The organism is Bradyrhizobium sp. 26S5, from assembly GCF_036923295.1.
GTDB lineage: Bacteria > Pseudomonadota > Alphaproteobacteria > Rhizobiales > Xanthobacteraceae > Bradyrhizobium > Bradyrhizobium septentrionale.
The window spans coordinates 3,306,649-3,326,261 of the sequence record NZ_CP145948.1 but is presented as its reverse complement, the minus strand read 5'-3'; the positions used below and the strand labels follow the sequence as shown (position 1 = coordinate 3,326,261).

At 61.2% G+C, this 19,613-nt stretch carries 13 protein-coding genes; 4 read left to right on the top strand and 9 right to left on the bottom strand.

Annotation, left to right across the window (positions count from 1 at the left end; all coding sequences use genetic code 11):
• Window positions 1–40 precede the first annotated feature (40 nt).
• From rfbA to V5279_RS15335, 3 genes are all read left to right on the top strand, one after another.
• Window positions 41–952 (top strand): glucose-1-phosphate thymidylyltransferase RfbA, encoded by a 912-nt coding sequence (gene rfbA / locus V5279_RS15345; protein ID WP_029082372.1) that lies wholly within the window; start codon window positions 41–43, stop codon window positions 950–952.
• Entirely contained in the window at window positions 942–2,009 is a 1,068-nt protein-coding gene (gene rfbB / locus V5279_RS15340; RefSeq protein WP_338698670.1) for a dTDP-glucose 4,6-dehydratase, read from the top strand. The genes rfbA and rfbB overlap by 11 nt, the downstream gene beginning before the upstream one ends.
• 115 nt (window positions 2,010–2,124) lie before the next feature.
• A complete protein-coding gene (locus V5279_RS15335) occupies window positions 2,125–2,790 on the top strand; it encodes a hypothetical protein (protein ID WP_338698668.1) in 666 nt (221 codons plus the stop codon).
• 344 nt (window positions 2,791–3,134) lie between these two features.
• On the opposite strand, the gene V5279_RS15330 is transcribed toward V5279_RS15335, so the two are convergent.
• Window positions 3,135–4,379, bottom strand: a complete 1,245-nt coding sequence (locus V5279_RS15330; protein WP_338698666.1) for a glycosyltransferase family 92 protein — start codon at window positions 4,377–4,379, stop codon at window positions 3,135–3,137.
• Window positions 4,380–4,872: 493 nt separating this feature from the next.
• Between V5279_RS15330 and V5279_RS15325 the strand changes: the two genes are divergently transcribed.
• Window positions 4,873–5,802 carry a hypothetical protein gene (locus tag V5279_RS15325; protein WP_338698664.1) on the top strand — a complete coding sequence of 310 codons (930 nt, stop codon included), beginning with the start codon at window positions 4,873–4,875 and terminating at the stop codon, window positions 5,800–5,802.
• A gap of 113 nt (window positions 5,803–5,915) precedes the next feature.
• Here the strand turns inward: V5279_RS15325 and V5279_RS15320 are convergent, their stop codons facing one another.
• The 8 genes from V5279_RS15320 to V5279_RS15285 all read right to left on the bottom strand — a co-directional run bounded on the left by V5279_RS15320 (window position 5,916) and on the right by V5279_RS15285 (window position 19,351).
• On the bottom strand, window positions 5,916–6,839 hold the full coding sequence (locus V5279_RS15320) for a glycosyltransferase family 2 protein (protein ID WP_338698662.1): 924 nt from the start codon (window positions 6,837–6,839) through the stop codon (window positions 5,916–5,918).
• An 8-nt stretch (window positions 6,840–6,847) separates the two neighbouring features.
• The gene (locus tag V5279_RS15315; RefSeq protein ID WP_338698660.1) at window positions 6,848–9,055 is read right to left on the bottom strand and encodes a glycoside hydrolase family 99-like domain-containing protein; all 2,208 of its coding nucleotides are present in this window, start codon (window positions 9,053–9,055) and stop codon (window positions 6,848–6,850) included.
• Window positions 9,056–9,391: 336 nt separating this feature from the next.
• The gene (locus tag V5279_RS15310) at window positions 9,392–11,434 is read right to left on the bottom strand and encodes a tetratricopeptide repeat protein (RefSeq protein WP_414645930.1); all 2,043 of its coding nucleotides are present in this window, start codon (window positions 11,432–11,434) and stop codon (window positions 9,392–9,394) included.
• Entirely contained in the window at window positions 11,431–12,777 is a 1,347-nt protein-coding gene (locus tag V5279_RS15305; protein ID WP_338698656.1) for an HlyD family type I secretion periplasmic adaptor subunit, read from the bottom strand. Before V5279_RS15305 ends, V5279_RS15310 begins: the two co-directional genes overlap by 4 nt.
• Window positions 12,767–15,001 (bottom strand): peptidase domain-containing ABC transporter, encoded by a 2,235-nt coding sequence (locus tag V5279_RS15300; RefSeq protein WP_166293782.1) that lies wholly within the window; start codon window positions 14,999–15,001, stop codon window positions 12,767–12,769. Before V5279_RS15300 ends, V5279_RS15305 begins: the two co-directional genes overlap by 11 nt.
• 197 nt (window positions 15,002–15,198) lie before the next feature.
• Window positions 15,199–15,810 carry a class I SAM-dependent methyltransferase gene (locus tag V5279_RS15295; RefSeq protein WP_166306484.1) on the bottom strand — a complete coding sequence of 204 codons (612 nt, stop codon included), beginning with the start codon at window positions 15,808–15,810 and terminating at the stop codon, window positions 15,199–15,201.
• 343 nt (window positions 15,811–16,153) lie between these two features.
• Window positions 16,154–17,869, bottom strand: coding sequence for a calcium-binding protein (locus V5279_RS15290; protein ID WP_338698653.1), 1,716 nt, complete (start codon window positions 17,867–17,869; stop codon window positions 16,154–16,156).
• 210 nt (window positions 17,870–18,079) lie between these two features.
• A complete protein-coding gene (locus V5279_RS15285; RefSeq protein WP_338698651.1) occupies window positions 18,080–19,351 on the bottom strand; it encodes a calcium-binding protein in 1,272 nt (423 codons plus the stop codon).
• Window positions 19,352–19,613: the final 262 nt, after the last annotated feature.

Below are 19,613 nucleotides of genomic sequence, written 5' to 3'. Positions count from 1 at the left end.
CGCTATATGTTATGTTTTGATAATCAAACTGTGAGGGACCATGAAGGGCATTATCCTCGCCGGTGGAACCGGCTCGCGCCTCTACCCCGTGACTACCGTCGTTTCCAAACAGCTGCTGCCGGTGTTCGACAAGCCGATGATCTACTATCCGCTGTCGACGCTGATGCTGGGCGGAATTCGCGACATTTTGATCATTTCGACGCCGCAAGACAAGCCGTTGTTCCAGCGCCTGCTCGGCGATGGCCACGAGATCGGCATCAGGTTCTCCTATGCCACGCAGGAGACCCCGCGGGGTCTCGCCGACGCCTTCATCGTCGGGCGCGACTTCATCGGCGATGACTCCGTCGCTCTTGTGTTAGGAGATAACATTTTCTACGGCCACGGCCTGCCGAGCATGCTGTCGGCCGCCTCGGTCCGCAAGAAGGGCGCCACCGTGTTCGGCTACGTCGTGAACGCGCCGGAGCAGTATGGCGTGGTGGAACTGGACAGCACCAACCGGGCGCTGTCGATCGAGGAGAAGCCGAAGCGGCCGAAGTCCAACGTCGCCGTCACCGGCCTCTACTTCTACGACAATGACGTGGTCGACATCGCGGCCGGCATCAAGCCGTCGCCGCGCGGCGAGATCGAGATCACCGACGTCAACAAGGCTTATCTCGAGCGCGGCGACCTCTATGTCGAGGTGCTCGGCCGCGGGTTTGCCTGGCTCGACACCGGCACCCATTCCTCGCTGGTCGAGGCCAGCCACTTCGTTCAGATCCTGGAGCAGCGCCAGGGCTTGCGCATCGCTTGCCCCGAGGAGATCGCGCTGCGCCAGGGCTACATCTCGCTCGAAGCCTTCGCGAAGGTGGCACAGAAGACCGCCAAGAGCAGCTACGGCGAGTATCTGCTGTCGGTCTATCGCTCCTTCCAGGGCCAACCCCGCACTGCCGAGGTATTGAAACATGCGGTTTAAGGGATCGACGATTTTCGTCACCGGCGGAGCGGGTTTCATCGGCTCCGCCGTGGTCCGTCACCTGCTGCGAGACACCCACGCCCGCGTCGTCAACATCGACAAGCTGACCTATGCGGCAAACCTGGCTTCGCTGCCCCGCGCCACCGAAAGCCTGAACTACAGCTTCGAAAAGGCCTGCATCTGCGAGGCGCAGAACCTGCGCCGGCTGTTTGAGAAATATCAGCCCGACGCGGTGATGAACCTTGCCGCGGAAAGCCATGTCGACCGCTCGATCGACGGCCCCGGCGAATTCATCCAGACCAATATCGTCGGCACCTTCACGATCCTGCAGGAAACGCTGCGCCACTGGCGCACGCTCTCGCCGGAGAAGCGCGACCAGTTCCGCTTCCTGCATATCTCGACCGACGAGGTGTTCGGTTCGCTCGGCGACGAAGGCCTGTTCACCGAGACCACGGCCTATGCGCCGAACTCGCCCTATTCCGCCAGCAAGGCATCATCAGATCATCTGGTGCGCGCCTGGCGCGAGACCTACGACCTGCCGACCCTGGTGACCAACTGCTCCAACAATTACGGCCCCTATCACTTCCCGGAGAAGCTGATCCCGCACATGATCATCAAGGGGCTCGCCGGCGAACCGCTGCCGGTCTATGGCGACGGCCAGAACATCCGCGACTGGCTGTTCGTCGAGGACCACGCCAAGGCGCTGACGCTGGTGCTGGAACGCGGCGAGGTCGGCGAGACCTACAATGTCGGCGGCCGCAACGAGCGCACCAATCTGCACGTGGTCGAGAGCATCTGCGACCTGCTCGACGAAGTCGTGCCGGCTGCGGCAGGCCCGCGGCGTCAACTGATAAATTTCGTCAAAGACCGGCCCGGCCATGACCGCCGCTACGCCATCGACGCCACCAAGCTCGAAACCGAGCTCGGCTGGCGCGCCGAGGAGAATTTCGAAACCGGCATCGCCAAGACCGTGCGCTGGTACGTCGACGAGCAGCCATGGTGGCGCGCGATCCTGGAGCGCGGCTACAAGGTCGAGCGCGTCGGGCTGAACCAGTAATTGCCGATCTCTCGCGAGCGCCCGGGTTCAGGGATGTGAACATCAGGCGCTTGCTCGAAATGCCAGAGGCGGTCTTGCGGAGGGACGTTGTCCAAGCAGGAAGCCGGGAAGCGCGATGACGATTCAATCTCATCGCCGTTTGACGAGCCGCATCCGCCTTCCGCCAATGGTGGGCGCCACCCACCAGAGCAATCAAGAAACGACAGGATTCGCCATGAATGTCGCAATGGACGGTCAGGAACTGACACTGTTCAAGAGTTTCGTGGATCTCTCGACGCGCTATCTGGAATTTGGTTCGGGAGGAAGCACCTGGCTAGCCTGCCAAACCAGGAAGGAGTGGGTCATCTCCATTGATTCCTCCGAGGAATGGCTCTCCAACGTCGGCGACGCCACAAAAGGCGCAAGCACAAAACCGCTGCTGCTGCACGTCGATATCGGCAAGCTGCGCGAATGGGGTCATCCGGCGGATCGGGAGCGAGAGAGCTCGTGGCCCGACTATCACGAACTGGTCTGGGAGCGTCCGGAAAGCAAGACTGCCGACCTGTATTTCATCGATGGCCGGTTTCGCGTGGCCTGCTTCGTGCAGTGCGTGCTTCACGCCGCACCGGGCGCCTTCATCGCAATTCACGACTTCGAGAACCGCCCCCACTACCATCCGGTGCGGACGGTCGCCCGGGAAATCGCGCGTGCCAACAACATGTCGATCTTCCAGAGGCCGCCGAGGATCGACGTCGACGCCGCGCAAGCGCTGCTGCAGAAATACCGGCTGGAGCCCCTGTAGCCGACCGCTGCGATCAGGGATCGCTTCAAGCACCCACGATTTATCGGGGCCCTCGCCTGCCGCCCTCTACCAGGCGAGCGGGGCTAACGTATTTGGAAAATCCGGTGCGCCGCGTCTTTGCGGCCATCCTTCGCGACGCCGCCCATGGCAGGCACCTCCAGCGACAAAGGCAAACCTTTGCGCGGAGATGAGGTGTTGTTTTTGTGGCAGAGCTGTAGACCCTCATGGCGAGGAGCGCCGCTTGCGGCGCGTCTCGAGCCACGAGGCCAGGCGCTTGCACGGTCGCCGAAGGGAAGCCTGGGGGATCGCCTTCCCCCAGCGAGGAACATCGCTGTTCCCCAGACTCAGCCCGGGATCAGTTTCTTCAGCTCAGGAAGAAATCGTTGAATCGTTGCGTCTTCAACGTCATTGCGATCCCGCAAGGTGAAGAACTCCATCGCGCGGATCTTTTCAGGATCGCCATCGGCCAACGGCCTGCCGCGCTCGCGCTTCTTCAGCAATTGCTGCCGTGACTTCGTGTAGTAGTGGTTGATCACGAGCTTGTTCCGCTTGGGAGCGGTAATGCGCCCACCGATCGGAAACACAGGCGTGCCGTCTTCCTGGACGTAGCAACCCAAAATCAGGGATTGGTGGGGATGCAGGTAGGCCACGATGGTGTCGGGCCTCAGGATTGACTTCATGATGAAATGATCCGGGAAGTCGTCCGGAGCGCGACGCGTGAAGGACTCGATGCACAAGCCGGCCGGCCTCGCGTCGTGACCGTTCGATCCGAAATTCAACCACTGCACCGCCACGGCCGGCGCCGGCCCGACCTCCGCCAGGACGTCCTTGATGTTGCCGGCCTCGGTCGGAAACAGATACTCATCCGCATCAATGAAGGCGCACCATTCCGAACAATTGCGATAGCTGTCGATCGCATGCGAGAATGCGCGCATCTGACCGAATTCCCCCGCGACGAAATGATACGTGATCATTTCGGGCCACGGGAAGGACTCGATGACGGCATGCGTATTATCGGTGCTGCCGTTGTCGTAAAGGTAGAAGTGATCGACCCCTACCAGTTTGTGGAAGTGCAGCCATTCCAGCAGATCGTCGCCCTCATTCTTGATGGCGCACACCACTGCCAGGCCGTGCTTCTTGCGATCGATCCCGGCATAGAGCTTCCTCGCCTCCATCACGCGCAGGAGGCCGGCAAACTCTCGCCGCAGATTTTCACTTTTCGGGGCAGCAGCGAGCGCGGAAAGATAGACGTCCTGCGCTTCGGAGGCGGCTCCCATGTTGAGATCCGCGATCGCGAGGCGATGCAACACCCGCGAGTCGGACGGCAGCTGCTTGACGAGGTCGAGAAGGATGCCGCGCGCTCCAGCGAAATCACATGCCTGCACAAGCGCCGCCGCCTTTGCAAACTGGAATTCCCTGTAATCACCGAACTGCTGCTCCAACTGCTTGACCGATTGGATCAGTTCGTCGGGATTCGGATTTGCGATCCGCCCGGAAAAGAATTCTCTAAGCCTTGTCTCGATCTCACTTGCTGGAAGCGTATCGAGATTCACGCCTGAGCTGAAACTAGACAATGCTGGAATTTCCATGTCCAACCTGCGCCGCTCCCCACGAGATCAACAAGCAATTAACATTGGCTCGCACCACGAATTCCCTACTAGCGCACTTATTTTGCGAGATTAAGGCTATAACACGAAGTGCTCACACTTAACTGTTGTAAGGTTATTTCGAGGGAAATCAATACAATAGAGCAGAGAGGCTTGGTGTCGTTTGCACGAAAATCGTGTCACGGGACGGAACGATCGGAGATCGGCAATGGACAATAGGAACGAAGCAGCTCGGAAGCCGTTCGCGCTCACGCGCAGGATGTTTTTGGCATCACTATCCGCAAGCTTCCTGCCTGGCGCGCTCAGCGTCTTGGGTTCCGGCCAGTCTGCCGCGGCCCCGGTCCCTCACAGGCCGCTCGTGGGCGCAATTCGATGGGACGCCTGGTATTCACCGGGCTCGCAGCCAACCGAGGCCGTCAAGCAATCACTCGCCCCTGAAAGATATCGTTGGCGGACTCCCTTCTTCGGGACGCAGGTGAACCGCGCGCCCAACACGCTTGATTTCCCGACCTCGATCGAGACCGAGATGGATAAGGAGATCGACCAGGCGATCTTTGCCGGACTGGATTATTGGGCATTCGCCGCCTACGGGGCCAACCATCCGATGTCGAAAGCCCTTTACAAGTTCAGGGCCCGTCCCAAGGCCGCCAATCTCCGATACTGCATGTTCACCGAGCTCGGCCGGTGGGGATCGCTGGCCAAGCTGTCCTCGCTCCCCCAGGAGCACATCGGCCTGATGGCGGACAAGAACTATCTGAAGGTGGAGAACGATCGGCCGCTCTACTTCCTGGGCTTTATCAAGGGTGCGGACGTGCAGCGAAGCTGGGGAGGTGTGGAAGGCCTCCGGAGCGCGTTGAGCAAGTTCAAATCCGACGCGAACGGAGCTGGTCTCGCGGATCCCTACATCGTGCTGGCAGGAGACATGAAATTCCTGAGCCAGGAGGCCGCCAATGTGGGTGCCGACGCAGTTGGGTCGTATGCGCTGACAACGGGTAACGGCCGGGGAAGCTTTGCCGATCTCGCGAAATATGCCGAAAAAGGCTGGAATGATCTGGCCGCCAGCCAGCTCCCCGTCGTGCCCACGGTGATGACGGGATGGGACAGGCGCCCTCGCATCGAACACCCCGTGCCCTGGGAGACAAAGCAGCGTCCCGGCGACGGGATCACCAATTTCTATACGGCTCCGACCAAGAAGGAATTGGCCGGCCATCTGGCGCAATCAATCAGCTGGGTGAACAGCCGCGCACCCGATCGCCGGGCGCCCGCAGTGCTGATCTATGCCTGGAACGAAAATGACGAGGGCGGCTGGCTGGTCCCCACCATGCCTTGCCAAACCGATCGCCTCGAAGCGCTACGCGAAGTGCTGAAAGCGACCGCGCAGTCGCCGTCCAAGAACCTGTGTTAGATCGCCTCCGCACGAACCGCGCGCCGGCATGCGTGAAGCAGGTGCGCCGGACCTGAAGCCCCGCTCCGTTCCGATTCGATCGGAACGGACAGAGCCGGCCTTACGCGCCTCGATCAGCGCCAGCGAAGCGGCCTGGTCCGATCGTTCGACTCCACGGTCCGATGCTCTACATGATAGGGCGCGTAGATTTGCTTCACCCAATAGTTGAAATTGGGATGCAGCTTCACGAAGTCATAGAATGAATCGCCGAAATTCGACGGACTGAGGCAGGTCTTGTTCTGAGGCCTCGACGTGATCGCATTCAGACAATACGACTCCATGCAGGCCTTGGTCTCGCTCTCCGCCACCTTGCTAAGACTTCGGAAACTGTTGGTTGAATGAAGCCGATACAGATAGCGGTCGGTCTCGAGGTAGGTCGGCTCGACTTTCGTTACGGCGCGCAGGGCGAAATCCCAGTCATGGCAGTATTTGAGATCGGCGAGCCAGCCGACCTGCCGCAGCAGCTCACGGCTGAAGACAAAGTTTCCGGTTGAGGCCGCGATCTGGGAATCCAGGAACGTCCATGACAATGGCGTGCTGGCGATCTGAGCGCGGTCGATTGCATAACGCAGGCGCGTCGGAAACTGATAGTTGGCGATCGACTTGCCATGTTCGTCGATCGGCTCGACGGCCGAGAAGCCGAAAAACAGCCGCTCCTTGCCACACTTGTCTGCGAACTGCCGAACCCGATCCTTGGAAAAGGCGTCGTCCGAGTTCAAAAGGAAAATCAGGTCGCCGCCGGTCAGCGACAATGCTCTGTTCCAGGTGTAGTGGGCGCCCAGATTTTGCGGGTTCTTGAGCAGCTTGCAGGAAACAAAGCGCTTCCCAAACGACTTCTTCTTGATGACCTTCTGCGCGACCTCAAAACTCTTGTCCGGCGAATTGTCGTCCACGATGACGAGTTCGAGGTCGGCAAAGGTCTGTTGATAGACGGTCTCGAGGCATTCCTCGAGGTACTGTTCGTGCTTGTAGCAGGCGATGACGACACTTGCGAGCATAGCCGGCCTCAACGTCTCACGATGATCGAGTGACGCGACCTCACGAGGAGGCTGGCTCCGTCGCCGACCTCCAGGACGGCGAGTTGATACTCACCATCCGCCAGATCCCGAATCGAGAAGGACACCTGAAAACCGAAATAAGAGTCCTTGCTTTCGGCCTTCATGTATTCCTTCACGTCGACGCGCTCGTGCCAGTCGACGATCAGACAGTACCCGCTGTTCGCTGCATTCTCCGCGGCAAGCGACGACAGGACCAGGAATCCTGTTCTTTGCCTGCTTGCTTCGAAAGCAGTGCCCGCGCAGATCCATCCGCGCACCACTATCTCGTATCGCGGATCGGCGATCACCCGCTCGCTCGTTTGGGAATTGATGTTTTCAATGACCAGCAACGAGCCCACCGGACCATCGGACGCGCCTTCTGCCTCGACCGGGACGCCGCTTCTGACGCGCTGCACCCCCGACTGACCGAGACCCGATCGATGCAGGTTTGCCAACACCTCGACATGCGCAGATGATTCCTTCACCGCCCATTCGAGCTCCTGCCTGCTCAGGCAATCCAGAAGGTCCGGAGTATTTCGAATCTGGACCGAAATAGGCTCCGCCGAAGCGACCCGCCTCACGACCTCCAGAAACGCGCGTCCATAGCGCGAGTCCGGCTCGAGATGAGCACCCTCCGCCCACTCGTTCCAGGAATTGATGAAGACCAGTGACTCGGTAAAGCTGTTGCCCTTGGCCCGCAGGGTCGCGTCGCGAAGCCAGACCTCGAACGCTTCCGGGCTCGACCTGGTAAAGACGTGACCGCGCGCGCCCTTGCGCGGCGTATTGTCCCAGCGCGGCATCACGGCAGGAAAAAACGGGAAATCGTAGCTCTTGCCGAGAGACGACCGCATGGCGTCGACATAGTCGTACACCTTCCCGGCGAAGGTCGCCGGTGCATCGACGTCGGTCGGCGGCACCTCTCTCGTCGAGACCGTATGCGGCGGAAATTCGATGGCGGCATCACAGTTGACGTCTCGCGGGTCGAACTCTCCGAACGTCATCGCGTTGCAGATCAGAAGCTCGCCGATTCCGAGCTCCCTGGCTCGCTTGCGCCAGATCTCGAACAAGTGCTGCTTGTCCGGCAACAATGACGGCCGGTAGATGACGATGATCTTTCGACCATCGACGGTTATGTAGCGCTCATCGAGCAGCAGATCGGCCATGTCGTCGATAAAGCGAACATCATCGTCCAGCGAGTGATTCTGCCCCAGCAAAAGCTCGGCATCCGAACCGTCCCACCGGCGGGACCAGTTCTCGTTTGCCCAGCAGATGCAGAACGGCAGGTTCGGCTCTCCGTCCTCAAGCATGAGCTGGAGCGGCTTCTCCAATAGCCTCCGCCCCTGAAACCAGTAGACATAGTAGCAGAACCCGTCGATGCCGTATTTGCGCGCCAGTTCACCCTGCTGACGACGCGTTTCCGGCAACCGGACATCATAGAAGCCGAGATCAGCCGGCAGCCATGGCGATTCGTGCGTGGGGAATTGCGCGCGCATGCGCGCGACGTTGGTCCACTCGGTGAACCCCGGTCCCCACCACCTGTCATTTTCTTCAAATGAATGGAATTGCGGCAGGTAGAAACAGATGTAGCGCACCTCCTTGCTGGTGCCCTCCGCAAGTCCGGTAACGATCCTGCCGTCGTTGTTCGGAAACAGAAGATCGTCGTAGTCTTCGGTCGAGAAGCCGAGCGCAACAACCACCTCGCTTGGGGCGAAGTTTTCGAACAGGGGTATCTCGTAGTACTCGCCGTCGTTCAGGCTGACTCGGAGATAGATCTGCGCATGCTTGGGTTCGATTAGCGCGTTTCTCAGCGCGCGTGCGAGGCGACGGCGCACGCCCCGCGTCGATAGATTGATCCGAAATCCGGGACGCCCGATCGCGCTCTGCTTGCCGATGCTGGCCGGCGCCGGTCGGCCCGTCCGTCCCTCTTCGACACAATGTGAAGCGACAAAGAGCGCGATCGAAACGGTCGCAGCAGGCGACTGAGCATCCACGATCCAGCCGGAAATCGCCCGCCCCGAATACTCGAGGATCGCACCGCGCAATCTTGGTCCGGATTGAAGATCGCTTACATCCGGATCCAGGAACACGCTCTGCGAATGATCGTCCTGCTGAACCGGACTGGCAACGGGCTGAATGTCCCTTGTGTCCCTGACGCTCCGTTCAACAATCTTGTTCATTGCCACTCAATCTCCTGCCAACGTTTAACGTTGGTCCCAGTTCTTTCTCGGTGAAGCAAAAGTTCGATTCCGAGATCACGTTGTTGTTCAAGCGCATCCAGGATCGATGACCTCCCGGTGCTATCGGCCATCTTCACACAACCAATGATACATGGAAGGTTTGCTCCGCGACCGCAACATTAACGCAATCTCTCTGTCGTCGATATGAAAGTCATCGTTCGTCTTGCCCAGATTGTCATCCAGACGTGCCCGCTTCCGTGCGTTCGCGCCCAACAACAAAGCCGCCGATCGTCTCTGCTTTGGCTGCGCACGACGAGAAGCACGCATCCAGCAACATCAGCCGACGCTCTCGCCCATCGCCTGCAGGCGACGCAGCGCCCCTTCGTTGTTCTGCTGTGCCGCTTGCCGATACCAGCGCAGCGCAGAATCGCGGTCCTGCTCGACGCCGCTGCCGGCGCGCAGCGCATCGCCAAGCGCGAGCTGGGCTTCCACCATGCCCTGCTCCGCAGCTGCCTTGAACCATTCGGCCGCCTTCGCCGGATCGGCCTCGCAGCCCTGTCCGCGCCCGAGCATCGCGGCAAGGTTGTATTGCGCCGTCGTGTGTCCCTGGCGCGCCGCCGCCTCGTACCACGTGACGCCCTGGGCAAGGTCCTGCTCGACGCCCTGCCCGGTGCAATACATCACCGCCAGCTTGAACTGCGCTGCGGCGTTGCCGCCTTCTGCAGCCTTGACGATCCAGTTCGTGGCGGCCTGCGCATCCTTGATGCTGCTCTTGGGATCGGAATACAGCAGCGCCAGGCTGTGCTGGGCCTCGACATGGCCGGCACTTGCCGCACGCTTGAACCATTGGGCGGCCGCCGGTAGATCGACGGGACCACCTGATCTCCCCATGTGAAGCCCGCCCAGCTGGAATGCCGCGGCGGAATGTCCGACCTCAGCGGCGTCGGTCAACAGCGTGCGTGCCTGCGCAAGACGCGCTTCGGATGGGTCATCCTGGATCAGAAACACGGCATAGGCCGTCTTCGCATCGGCGTCGCCGCCGTCGGCCGCCTTGCTAAGCCATTCGGCTGCCCGCGCCTGGTCGCGCGGCACGCCGTTGCCCGCCGAGTAGAGCCGGCCGAGCTGCACGCCCGCAGCGCTGATGCCGCCTTCGGACGCGCGCTCGAACCACTTGATCGCGGTCGCGACGTCGCGCGTCACGCCGTTGCCGTTGCCGTTGAGATAGAACACCGCGATGTTGTGGGCAGCCGTGGCGTGGCCGTTCTCGGCCGCGCGTTCGAACCACTTCGCGGCCTGGCGGATGCTGGGCGCAACGCCGGTGCCGGTGGCATAGAAGCGCCCCGTAAAGAACTGCGCCTGCGCGTCGCCGCGCTCGGCCGCCTTCTCGTACCAATACGCCGCCTCGCGCAGATCCGGCTCCGCAGCAGTGCCGAGTGCATAGAATTCGGCCAACGCCTGGATCGCCGGCAGGTAATCCTTCCGCGCCGCCTTGCGCAACGCGGTCTCGGCCTTGTCGACGTCCTTGACGGCCCCTTTGCCGCTCAGCCGCAGCAGCGCGATGTTGTACAGCGCGATCGTATCGTCATGGGCAGCCGCACTCTGGAACAGCCGCGCGGCTTCTTCGGCGTTCACCGGGAGGCCGGTGCCCTTGAGGCTCATGAAGGCGAGCGCAACCTGTGCGCGGACATGCCCCTGCTCCGCAGCTTTCTGATACCAGGCCGCGGCCTGCGCGAAATCAACGCCAACGCCGCGCCCTTGATAATGCACGTCACCGAGTGCGAATTGACCTGACGCCGCGTTCTGCTCGGCCGCGGCCTGGTACCAACGCAGGGCAGTCGCGTGATCCCGCGCGCAGCCTTGCCCGTTGGCGTACATGTCACCAAGGATCGCTTGCGCCTCCGCCTTGCCGGCTTCTGCCGCCACCGACATCCAGAGGAAGGCGATGTCGAGATCCCTGGGCACGCCGGTCCCGTTCGGGAACACCAGATCGTGGACGCTGGCGGCCTTGTCACCCAGACGCGCCGCAGTGGATTGCCGCCACATCTCGGGCCTGTTCGGCCCGACGGCAGCCTGGACGCCGTGGAAGTAGATCAAGCCAAGCTGGAATTGCGCATCAGTGTGTCCGCTCAGGGCGGCGCGGTCATACCACGCGACCGCGTCCGGAAGGCTGCCGATAACACCTTCGTTCTTCGCATAGAGCAGTCCGATCCGGTAATCCGCCTCCGGATTGCCCGCTTCCGACGCAAGCCTCCAAAGGCGGAACGCCTCGAGATATTGCCGGTTCTCGTAAGCCGCCAATCCCCGTTCAAACGGCTGCGACTCTGAACGGGACGAACCGGATCGGAACAAGTCAAGCAGGGATCGCGCCGATACCGTCATGGCTCACGCATAGCTTCTTTGGCACTGCGCAGCATGCCGCCGAGCAGATACATCGCCACCGAGCGGGTGCCGACATTAACATCGCCCTGCAGCGTCATGCCGGGGATGAGGCGGAAGTTCTTCGGAACATCCTTGAAGTTGGTCTCGTCGACCGAGCACCGCGCCTTGTAGAAGGCATCGACAACCTTTCCGTCATCATCGGTCGTGAAGGCGCCTTCGCTGATCCAGCGAATCTTGCCTTGTGCCGTACCGTGCTCGGCCGCGTTGAAGGCATCGACCTTCATCGTGCAGGGGTCGTTCGGCCGAACGAAGCCGACGTCGCGCGACAGGATCTGGATCTCGGCCTCGAGCCGCGTCTTCAGCGGCATCAGCGTGATGAAAGGATCGCCCGGCTTCAGCACGGATCCAACCGAGAGCTTGGCGAGCGTCAGCACGACCGACGGCTCTGCAGCCGTCCACCGGACGAGGTCCTGGTGCTTGGTGGCCTTGTCAAAGGATGCGCGGGCCGTATCGAGGCTGTTGCGCGTCGTGACCAGATCCTGGCTCAGCTGCGCGTTCCACTGCTCGATGAAGGCCTTGCGGTCCGCCTTCAGCGATTCCAGCTGGTGTTGCGCTTCCAGCAAGGTGTTGTGGGTGTTGTCGATCTGACGCAACAGCTCCAGCCGACTGTCCTGCGAGAGATACAGGTTCAGCTTGGAGCCGCTGCCGCTTTCGGCAAGCGTCGAGCGCATGTCCTCGATCTTGCCGGCGATCTCGGCGCGTTGACCATACCGCTCGTCGTCCTTTTTCGCCTTCTGGATCGTCGCTTCGGTCTGACTGATCTTGGAATCGTAGCTCGTCACCTGCGCGTTGTACTGGGCAACGCGCTGGTCGTAGAGCGCCTTTTGCAAGGCGTTGTACTTGGTGGCCTCCGGATCCTTGGTCCCACCAAATGACAACGGTTTTCCGGACAGTTCGGCCTCATCGCGGGCGACCTGCGCGTCAAGGCTCGCAACCTGCGACTTGTACTGCGTGACGTCGGCCGCGGTGAAGGTCGAGTCGAGGGTCGCAAGCAGCTGCCCCTTCTCAACCTGCTGACCGTCCCGAACATCGATCGTCTTGATGATCGACGCGTCGAGCGCCTGCAGCACGTTGATCGAATCGACGGGAACGATCCTGCCGCCCACGCTCGTGATCACCCGATCGAGGCGCGTGAGACACATGATCGCCACAAGCGATACCAGGAACGCCGACAGCACGAACAGCGTCGCGCGGGCCAGTAGCGGCTCGGCGGCCTCGCGGATCGCGTCGGTCTCGGACTGGAACTGGCGAACGGTCGCGAGCGAAGCTTGGTTAGGAGACAAGGGTCGGGCTCCTGAAGTTCTTGTCGCTGCGGCCCGTCGGAACAAGGTGTGTATTCTGCTGGTACCAGAGCGAGCTATAGATGTCGTTTCGTTCCAGAAGTTCATCATGACGTCCGATATCGTTGACCACGCCGCGATTGAGCACGAGGATCGCATCGGCCTTGGTGAGCGACGACAGGCGGTGCGAGATGATGATCAGCGTGCGGCCGTGCGCAATCCGCGAAATGTTCGCGTTTACGATGGTCTCGCTCTCCGCATCGAGCGCGCTGGTCGCTTCGTCCAGGATCAGGATCGGGGGATTGACGATCAGCGCACGCGCGATCGCGAGGCGCTGACGCTGGCCGCCGGAGAGGTTGGTGGAACCCTCGTAGATATAGGTCTCGTAGCCTCGCGGCAGCTTGTCGATGAATTCCTCGGCGCCGGCCATTCGCGCCGCCCTGACAACGTCGTCGAAGGTCGCATCCGGCTTTGCGGCGGAAATATTCTCGCGGATGGTGCCGCTGAACAGGAAGTTCTCCTGCAGCACGACGCCCACGTTGCGCCGGAGATGGTCGACATCGTATTCGCGGACATCGATACCGTCGACCTTGATCAAGCCACCATAATCGGAGTGCAGCCGCTGCAACAGCCGCGTGATCGTGGTCTTGCCCGAGCCGCTCTTGCCCATCACGCCGAGCGTGGTGCCGAGCGGAATCTCGAAGGAGACATTGTTCAACGCCGGCGACACCGCGCCCTTGTACTTGAAGGTAACGCCGGAGAACTCGATCAAACCCTTCAGCGGGTCCCTCACGCCATGGCCGGAACGTCCCTCTTCCGCCGGCTGATTCACCAGCCTGCCGACGATCGTGACTGCGGTGCGCGCCTCGTCATACTGGTTGATGAGCTGGGCCATCTGCATCAGCGGGCCGGCAACACGTTGCGACAGCATCAAAAAGGCAAACAGCGCCCCGACATAGACCGGATCGCCGCTGCTCACCGCCAGGTAGACACCGAGCGCATAGGGAGCGCTCACCGCCAGCCGTTCCAAGGGACGCACCAGCGTCTGGATCGCAGTTCCGGTCAGGCCTTCCGCAAGACGCGCCTTGGCGACGCGCGCCACCAGCACATCCCACATGTGCCGTTGCCGCGTATCGAGCGCCAGCGACTTGATGGTCCTCATGCCGTTCAGGCTCTGGATCAGAAACGCCCCCTGCGCGCCTTCAGCCGCCAGAGTTGCCGAGGACTTCTTTCGGTAGGCCGGCAGCATCAAGACGAGCCAGGTCACGATCGCTCCAGCAAAGGCCAGAACCATCAGCGTCATGGTCGGACTGAAGAAGAACATGACGGGCAGGAAGAAGAAGAGCGTTGTCGAGTCGAGAACGGTACCGAACAATTGCCCGGTCAGAAAGCCGCGAATCCGGAACACTTCGCGGATGTCCCGGGAAATCAGGCCGACAGGGTTCTGTTCGAAGTAATCAATCGGCAGATTGAGCACCTTCTCGAACACGTAGGTCGACAGCTTGACGTCGAGGCGTGCCGTCAGGCGCTGCACCAGATACTGCCGCAGGAACGTGAATGCCGCCTCGAACAGGATGACGACGAACATCGCAACACACAGCACGTAGAACGTGTTGTAGGCCTTGTAGAAAATGACCTTGTCCGAGAGCAGCCGCCAGAACATGATCGGCGCCAGGCCCATGAAGCCCAGGATCAGCGCCGCGATCGCGACGTCGCGCAGGATGCGCCGTTCACGGAACAGCAAGGCGACGACAAAGCCGAAGCTGAACGGCTGGGTCTCGTCGGAAATCTCGTAATCGCGCTTGGCCATGACGACATCGCCCGACCAGATGTCCTCGAAGCGCGGCTGGTCGATCACGAGCAGGGCATCCTCGCTCGCGTTCGGATCCCGCAACACCACCCGGGTGTTGTTCTCATCGCCCTCGAGGCGCAGCAACACCATGTGGCTGCCGTCGCGCAGGCGAACGATTGCCGGCAGCGCCCGCTTGAGATGGCTCAGGCCCTTCCAGTCCAGCTTGACGGCCTTTGCCGTCATGCCCGACGAATTCGCACACTTCAGGAGCTCGGGGAGCGTGACTTCCTGATCGCGCAGGAGATTGTCATGGATGAGCTGGGATGTGGTGAGGTGCAAACCATGCTGTCTTGCCACGATGACGAGACAGGCGAGGCCCGTGGGAGGCAGGTCGTCCACCGAAGCAGCGCCGACGAGCGAGAGGTGTGTGGTCATGGATGCCTCGAAGTTTCGACTGCGCAGATCCGGTTCTCAGCGAACTATAACTTATCATTGTTAGTTCGCTAACGCAGCATTTTCAGCAAGCCAGCCAAAAATATATGTATCGAGAAGGTTTGAGAAGCCTGTCTCGACACTGCTGCGGACCGGGTTTAACCACGGAACCTTATAACATTGTTTAACATCGACAACCGTCAAGCGGCGCTGACGGTCTCCCGGAAGTCGAACCCGCAGGCCTCCAGGAGCGGCCGGATCCGCCCATCATCGGCCTCCGGCATCAGCGCCAATGCGCAGATCTCGAAATTCCCGCTGCGCACGGAGACGGTCGGAAACCCGGCGCCGAGCAGCAGGTTCCCCATCCGGTCGCTCGAAAAGCCGGTCTTGTGCGCCATATGATGGCGCCCCTGCTCGATTGCGCCGGAATGTCCGTAGATCATGTCCAATGGCCGGATCGGACCGGCCGCCGAGACATAGGCGATCGCACCGAGACCTTGAGTCAACATGTGCTGGGCCACCGCCTCGAGATCGGGCGACATGATCAGCGCGAATCCGTCCGGCTTGAGGACCTCGCGGAACTGGACAAAGGTCGGGTGAATCTCATGGGCATAGAGGTGCTCCATCAGGTGGGAACACCAGATCGCGTCGAACGAGGCCGGCGGGAACAGTTCGGAGAGATCGGTGATCGATCCGACGATGTCCGGATCGACGTCTGCGTCGACATCCAATCGAATCTCTTCCCATTCAGGCGATGTCAGGAGCGGCTGGATCCGCTTGGCAACCGTCAATCCAGCACCGGCATTCAGCATCTTCTTCTTGGCCAATTCGAGAGCTCCAGGCGTTGGTCCGTTAAGCGGCTGATTTCTACAGCAATCGCTTATCTTGACTGATGTTACCAAGGCCGCGGAAAGCTATTGGCCATAGTTCCATCGGGTCAAGCAAGCTTTCCGGCTTTACAAAAGCTACGTGGTCCGAATGTGACAAAGTAACTTCTAACATCCGTCGACGGGAAATGCCTGGCGCGGGACTTGTAATGCAGATCGGCCATTCGAGCGGGTCGATCGACAAAGCTCAGCATGCTCGGATGCAAAAGAAAGGCGCCGCCTCGGCCAGGGTTGAGGCGCCGTCGTCGTTTGGTGCAGGCCCAGGATCTTACAGCTTGGTCCAGTGACCATCGTTGAAGATCAGGTATTCGATGTTGCTGATCTGGGTCACCTGGCCATTGCTGAAGGTGACGTCCAGAGAGCCGTTCGATCCGGAGCTGATGTCGGTCACGTCGGTCGAGGCCTGATCCAGGAAGGTCAGCGAGTCCTTGCTGCCCCCACCGCCGTCGATGCTGTCGCTGCTGGTGGCGTTCTTCAGGTAGAAGTAGTCCTGACCACTGCCGCCGACCATCGAGGCCGTACCGGTGGCGGAGCCGACGAACGAGTCATTGCCGTTGCCGCCGATTAGCGTCTGCGTGCCCGAACCGGCGACCAGCGTGTCGCTGCCGGAGCCGCCATACAGCGTATCGTTGCCCGCGCCGCCGTAGAGCGAATCGTTGCCATCGCCGGCATAGAGCGAGGTCGCATGCGACGCGTCGCTGCCGGAGTAAAGCACGTCCTTGCCGTCGCCACCGTACTCCGCGACAGTCCTGGCGCCGCCGACCAGGAGGTCGTTGCCGGCACCGCCGTAGAGCGTGTCGGCACCCGCACCGCCATACACCGAGTCGCTGCCGGCACCACCGTCGAGAAGCGAACCGTGCGATGCATCCGAGTGCGAGTAGAGCGCATCGTTACCGCGACCACCATACTCCGCAACAGTCCCGGCAGCGCCGATCAGCAGGTCGTTGCCGGCACCGCCGTCCAGCGTGTCGGAACCGATATTAGCGGGGTTATACCCCACACCGGCAACCAGCGTGTCGTCGCCCGCACCGCCATCGAGCAACGTCCCGAGCGAATAGCCGGCGCCTGACTTGAGAACGTCGTCACCGTTGCCACCGTACTCCGCAACAGTGCTGACGCCGCCCTGCAGCAAGTCGTCGCCGGCGCCGCCATCCAGCGTGTCGGCGACGCCACTGGCACCGCCCTCCAGCGTGTCGTTGCCGTCACCGCCCGACAGCATCGAGCCCTGGGACGCAAACAGGTCCGCATAGAGTATGTCGTCGCCGGCGCCACCGTAGAGCTGACAGCTCTCCATGCCTGCGACCAGCGTGTCATTGCCCGCGCCGCCGTCGAGAATCTCGTTGCTGAAACCTGCGCTCAACCAGTCGTCACCGGCGCCTCCAAACAGTTGATCGTTGCCCCAGCCACCGAACAGCACATCGTTGCCGGTACCGCCGTAAAGCGTACTGGAAATGCTCGTATCGAACACCGGGCCGCCGGACAGCAGCGTGTCGTCGCCGCTACCGCCAAACAGTTGCGCTGAGCTACCGCCCCAAAGCCAGTCGTTGCCGGCGCCACCGTCCATCGTTTCGTGACCCACGCCACCGCCGTACACCGTGTCGTTGCCGGCACCGACGAGGACCGTCGTCCCGCGGTTGTTGTTGAAGGTGACAACGTCGTTGCCGTCGCCGGTCGCGACCAGCACCGGGGCGGCGCCGTTCACCGTCAGCGTCACGTCGCTCTTGGTGGCTTCGATGATCGCCTTCAGCTTGGCGTCAAGCTTGATCGTATTGTTGGCGTTGGTTTCGATCAGAACATTGGCGTCCGGATCCGGGCTGCTGATCCCAGCGCCCTCCTGCACCGGGATCGTGCTGCCGTCATCCGGCGAGGTGTACCCGATCCCCGCCGTGATCAGATAGTCGAGGATCTGTTGCCGGGTTGCGTGATCGATCGTGGAGCCGATCGCGGCGTTGAGCCCCGTCTGGTTCAGGTTTTGCGTCACCATCGATGGAGCTCCTGCTTCGACGCGCTACATCATCGCTAAGCAAACGCTTAAATTATCTCGATGACTCACAATTGGAGCAGGCTGCAACACTCCGAGATTATCAGACAGCATTTCAGAACACCACCTGCAATCGCAAAAAAGCGCCGCCTCAACCAGGGTTGAGGCGGCGCCTTCGTTTAGTGAAGACCTAGTTTGTGAAGACCTGGGATCTTACAGCTTGGTCGAGTGACCATCGTTGAAGATCAGGTATTCGATGTTGCTGATCTGGGTCACCTGGCCGCTGCTGAAGGTGATGTCCAGAGAGCCGTTCGATCCGGCGCTGATGTCGGTCACGTCGGTCGAGGCGTGATCGAGGAAGGTCAGGGAGTCCTTGTTGCTGGCGCCGCCGTCGATGGTGTCGCTGCTGGTGGCGTTGGACAGGTAGAAGTAGTCCTGACCATTGCCGCCGACCATCGAGGCCGTGCCGGTGGCGGAGCCGACGAACGAGTCGCTGCCGTTGCCGCCGATCAGCGTCTGCGTGCCCGAACCGGCGACCAGCGTGTCGCTGCCATTGCCGCCATACAGCGTGTCGTTGCCCGCGCCGCCGTAGAGCGAGTCGTTGCCGTTGCCGCCGTAGAGCGAGGTCGCGTGCGAAGCATCGCTACCGGAGTAGAGGATGTCTTTACCGTTGCCGCCGTACTCCGCGACGGTCCCGGTGCCGCCAACGAACAGGTCGTTGCCGTTGCCGCCATACAGCGTATCGGCGCCGGCGCCACCGTAGAGCGAGTCGGCACCGTCACCACCCCTCAGGACCGAGCCGTGCGACGCATCCGAGTTCGAGTAGAGCGCGTCGTTGCCGGCGCCGCCGGAGAGCAGATTGTTGCCCGTGCCGCCGACCAGCACGTCGTTGCCGCGACCGCCGACCAGATCAGACGAGGTACCGCCGTAGAGCGTGTCGTTGCCGGAGCCGCCGAGCAGCGTATCGGAACCAGAGCCGAACAGCAGATCGTTGCCGGTGCCGCCGTCCAGCGTGCTGTGACCGGAGGCATTATCGACGAGCACGTCATTGCCGGCGCCACCGCTGATTGAATCGTGCCCCGACCCGCCGAAGACGGTGTCATTGCCGGCGCCGGTGAGAACCGTCGTATCGCCGGTGTTGCTGATGAAGACCTGATCGTTGCCGTCGCCGGTCGCGACCAGCACCGGGGTGCTGCCGTTGACCGTCAGCGTGACATCCTGGCTGGTGGCCTCGATGATCGCCTTCAGGTTGGCGTCAGTGTTAACAACGTTATTGGCGTTGGTCTCGATGAGAACATTGGCAGCCGGATCCGGGTTGGAGATTCCGGCGCCGACCTGGACCGGGATCTCCGTTCCGTCATCGGGGCTGGTGTAGCCGACCCCTGCATTGATCAAATAGTCAATGATCTGTTGCTGGGTCGCGTGATCGATCGTCGAGTTGATCGCGTGTTTGAGGTCGGTTTGGTCGAGATTGTAAGTCGCCATCGAGGTAGCCCCTGCTGGGATACGAGGATTCAAGCCGCTCGCCCACACGTAAGCTGTTGAATCACAACCCGTTTGTTGCGACGCAGCTCAAATGTGGACACACGTTACGAACTTGTTAAGTCCATTGTTAAGTCCGCGGTATCCGAGAGTCAATCAGCAATGTGCTATTAACGTCTGGTTCCATGAGGCTTTTTGCGAGACTTAACGCAATTTCAGGCACGCACTAACATTCAGCGCAGGCAAGCCGCCAATGTTAGCCGCG

What these genes read in the sequence shown, in the direction of transcription:
- V5279_RS15290 (WP_338698653.1), bottom strand. Translation starts at nt 17,869, where the DNA reads ATGGTGACGCAAAACCTGAACCAGACGGGGCTCAACGCCGCGATCGGC.
- V5279_RS15285 (WP_338698651.1), bottom strand. Translation starts at nt 19,351, where the DNA reads ATGGCGACTTACAATCTCGACCAAACCGACCTCAAACACGCGATCAAC.
- V5279_RS15295 (WP_166306484.1), bottom strand. Translation starts at nt 15,810, where the DNA reads ATGCTGAATGCCGGTGCTGGATTGACGGTTGCCAAGCGGATCCAGCCG.
- rfbA (WP_029082372.1), top strand. Translation starts at nt 41, where the DNA reads ATGAAGGGCATTATCCTCGCCGGTGGAACCGGCTCGCGCCTCTACCCC.
- V5279_RS15330 (WP_338698666.1), bottom strand. Translation starts at nt 4,379, where the DNA reads ATGGAAATTCCAGCATTGTCTAGTTTCAGCTCAGGCGTGAATCTCGAT.
- V5279_RS15335 (WP_338698668.1), top strand. Translation starts at nt 2,125, where the DNA reads ATGACGATTCAATCTCATCGCCGTTTGACGAGCCGCATCCGCCTTCCG.
- V5279_RS15315 (WP_338698660.1), bottom strand. Translation starts at nt 9,055, where the DNA reads ATGAACAAGATTGTTGAACGGAGCGTCAGGGACACAAGGGACATTCAG.
- rfbB (WP_338698670.1), top strand. Translation starts at nt 942, where the DNA reads ATGCGGTTTAAGGGATCGACGATTTTCGTCACCGGCGGAGCGGGTTTC.
- V5279_RS15300 (WP_166293782.1), bottom strand. Translation starts at nt 15,001, where the DNA reads ATGACCACACACCTCTCGCTCGTCGGCGCTGCTTCGGTGGACGACCTG.
- V5279_RS15310 (WP_414645930.1), bottom strand. Translation starts at nt 11,434, where the DNA reads ATGACGGTATCGGCGCGATCCCTGCTTGACTTGTTCCGATCCGGTTCG.
- V5279_RS15320 (WP_338698662.1), bottom strand. Translation starts at nt 6,839, where the DNA reads ATGCTCGCAAGTGTCGTCATCGCCTGCTACAAGCACGAACAGTACCTC.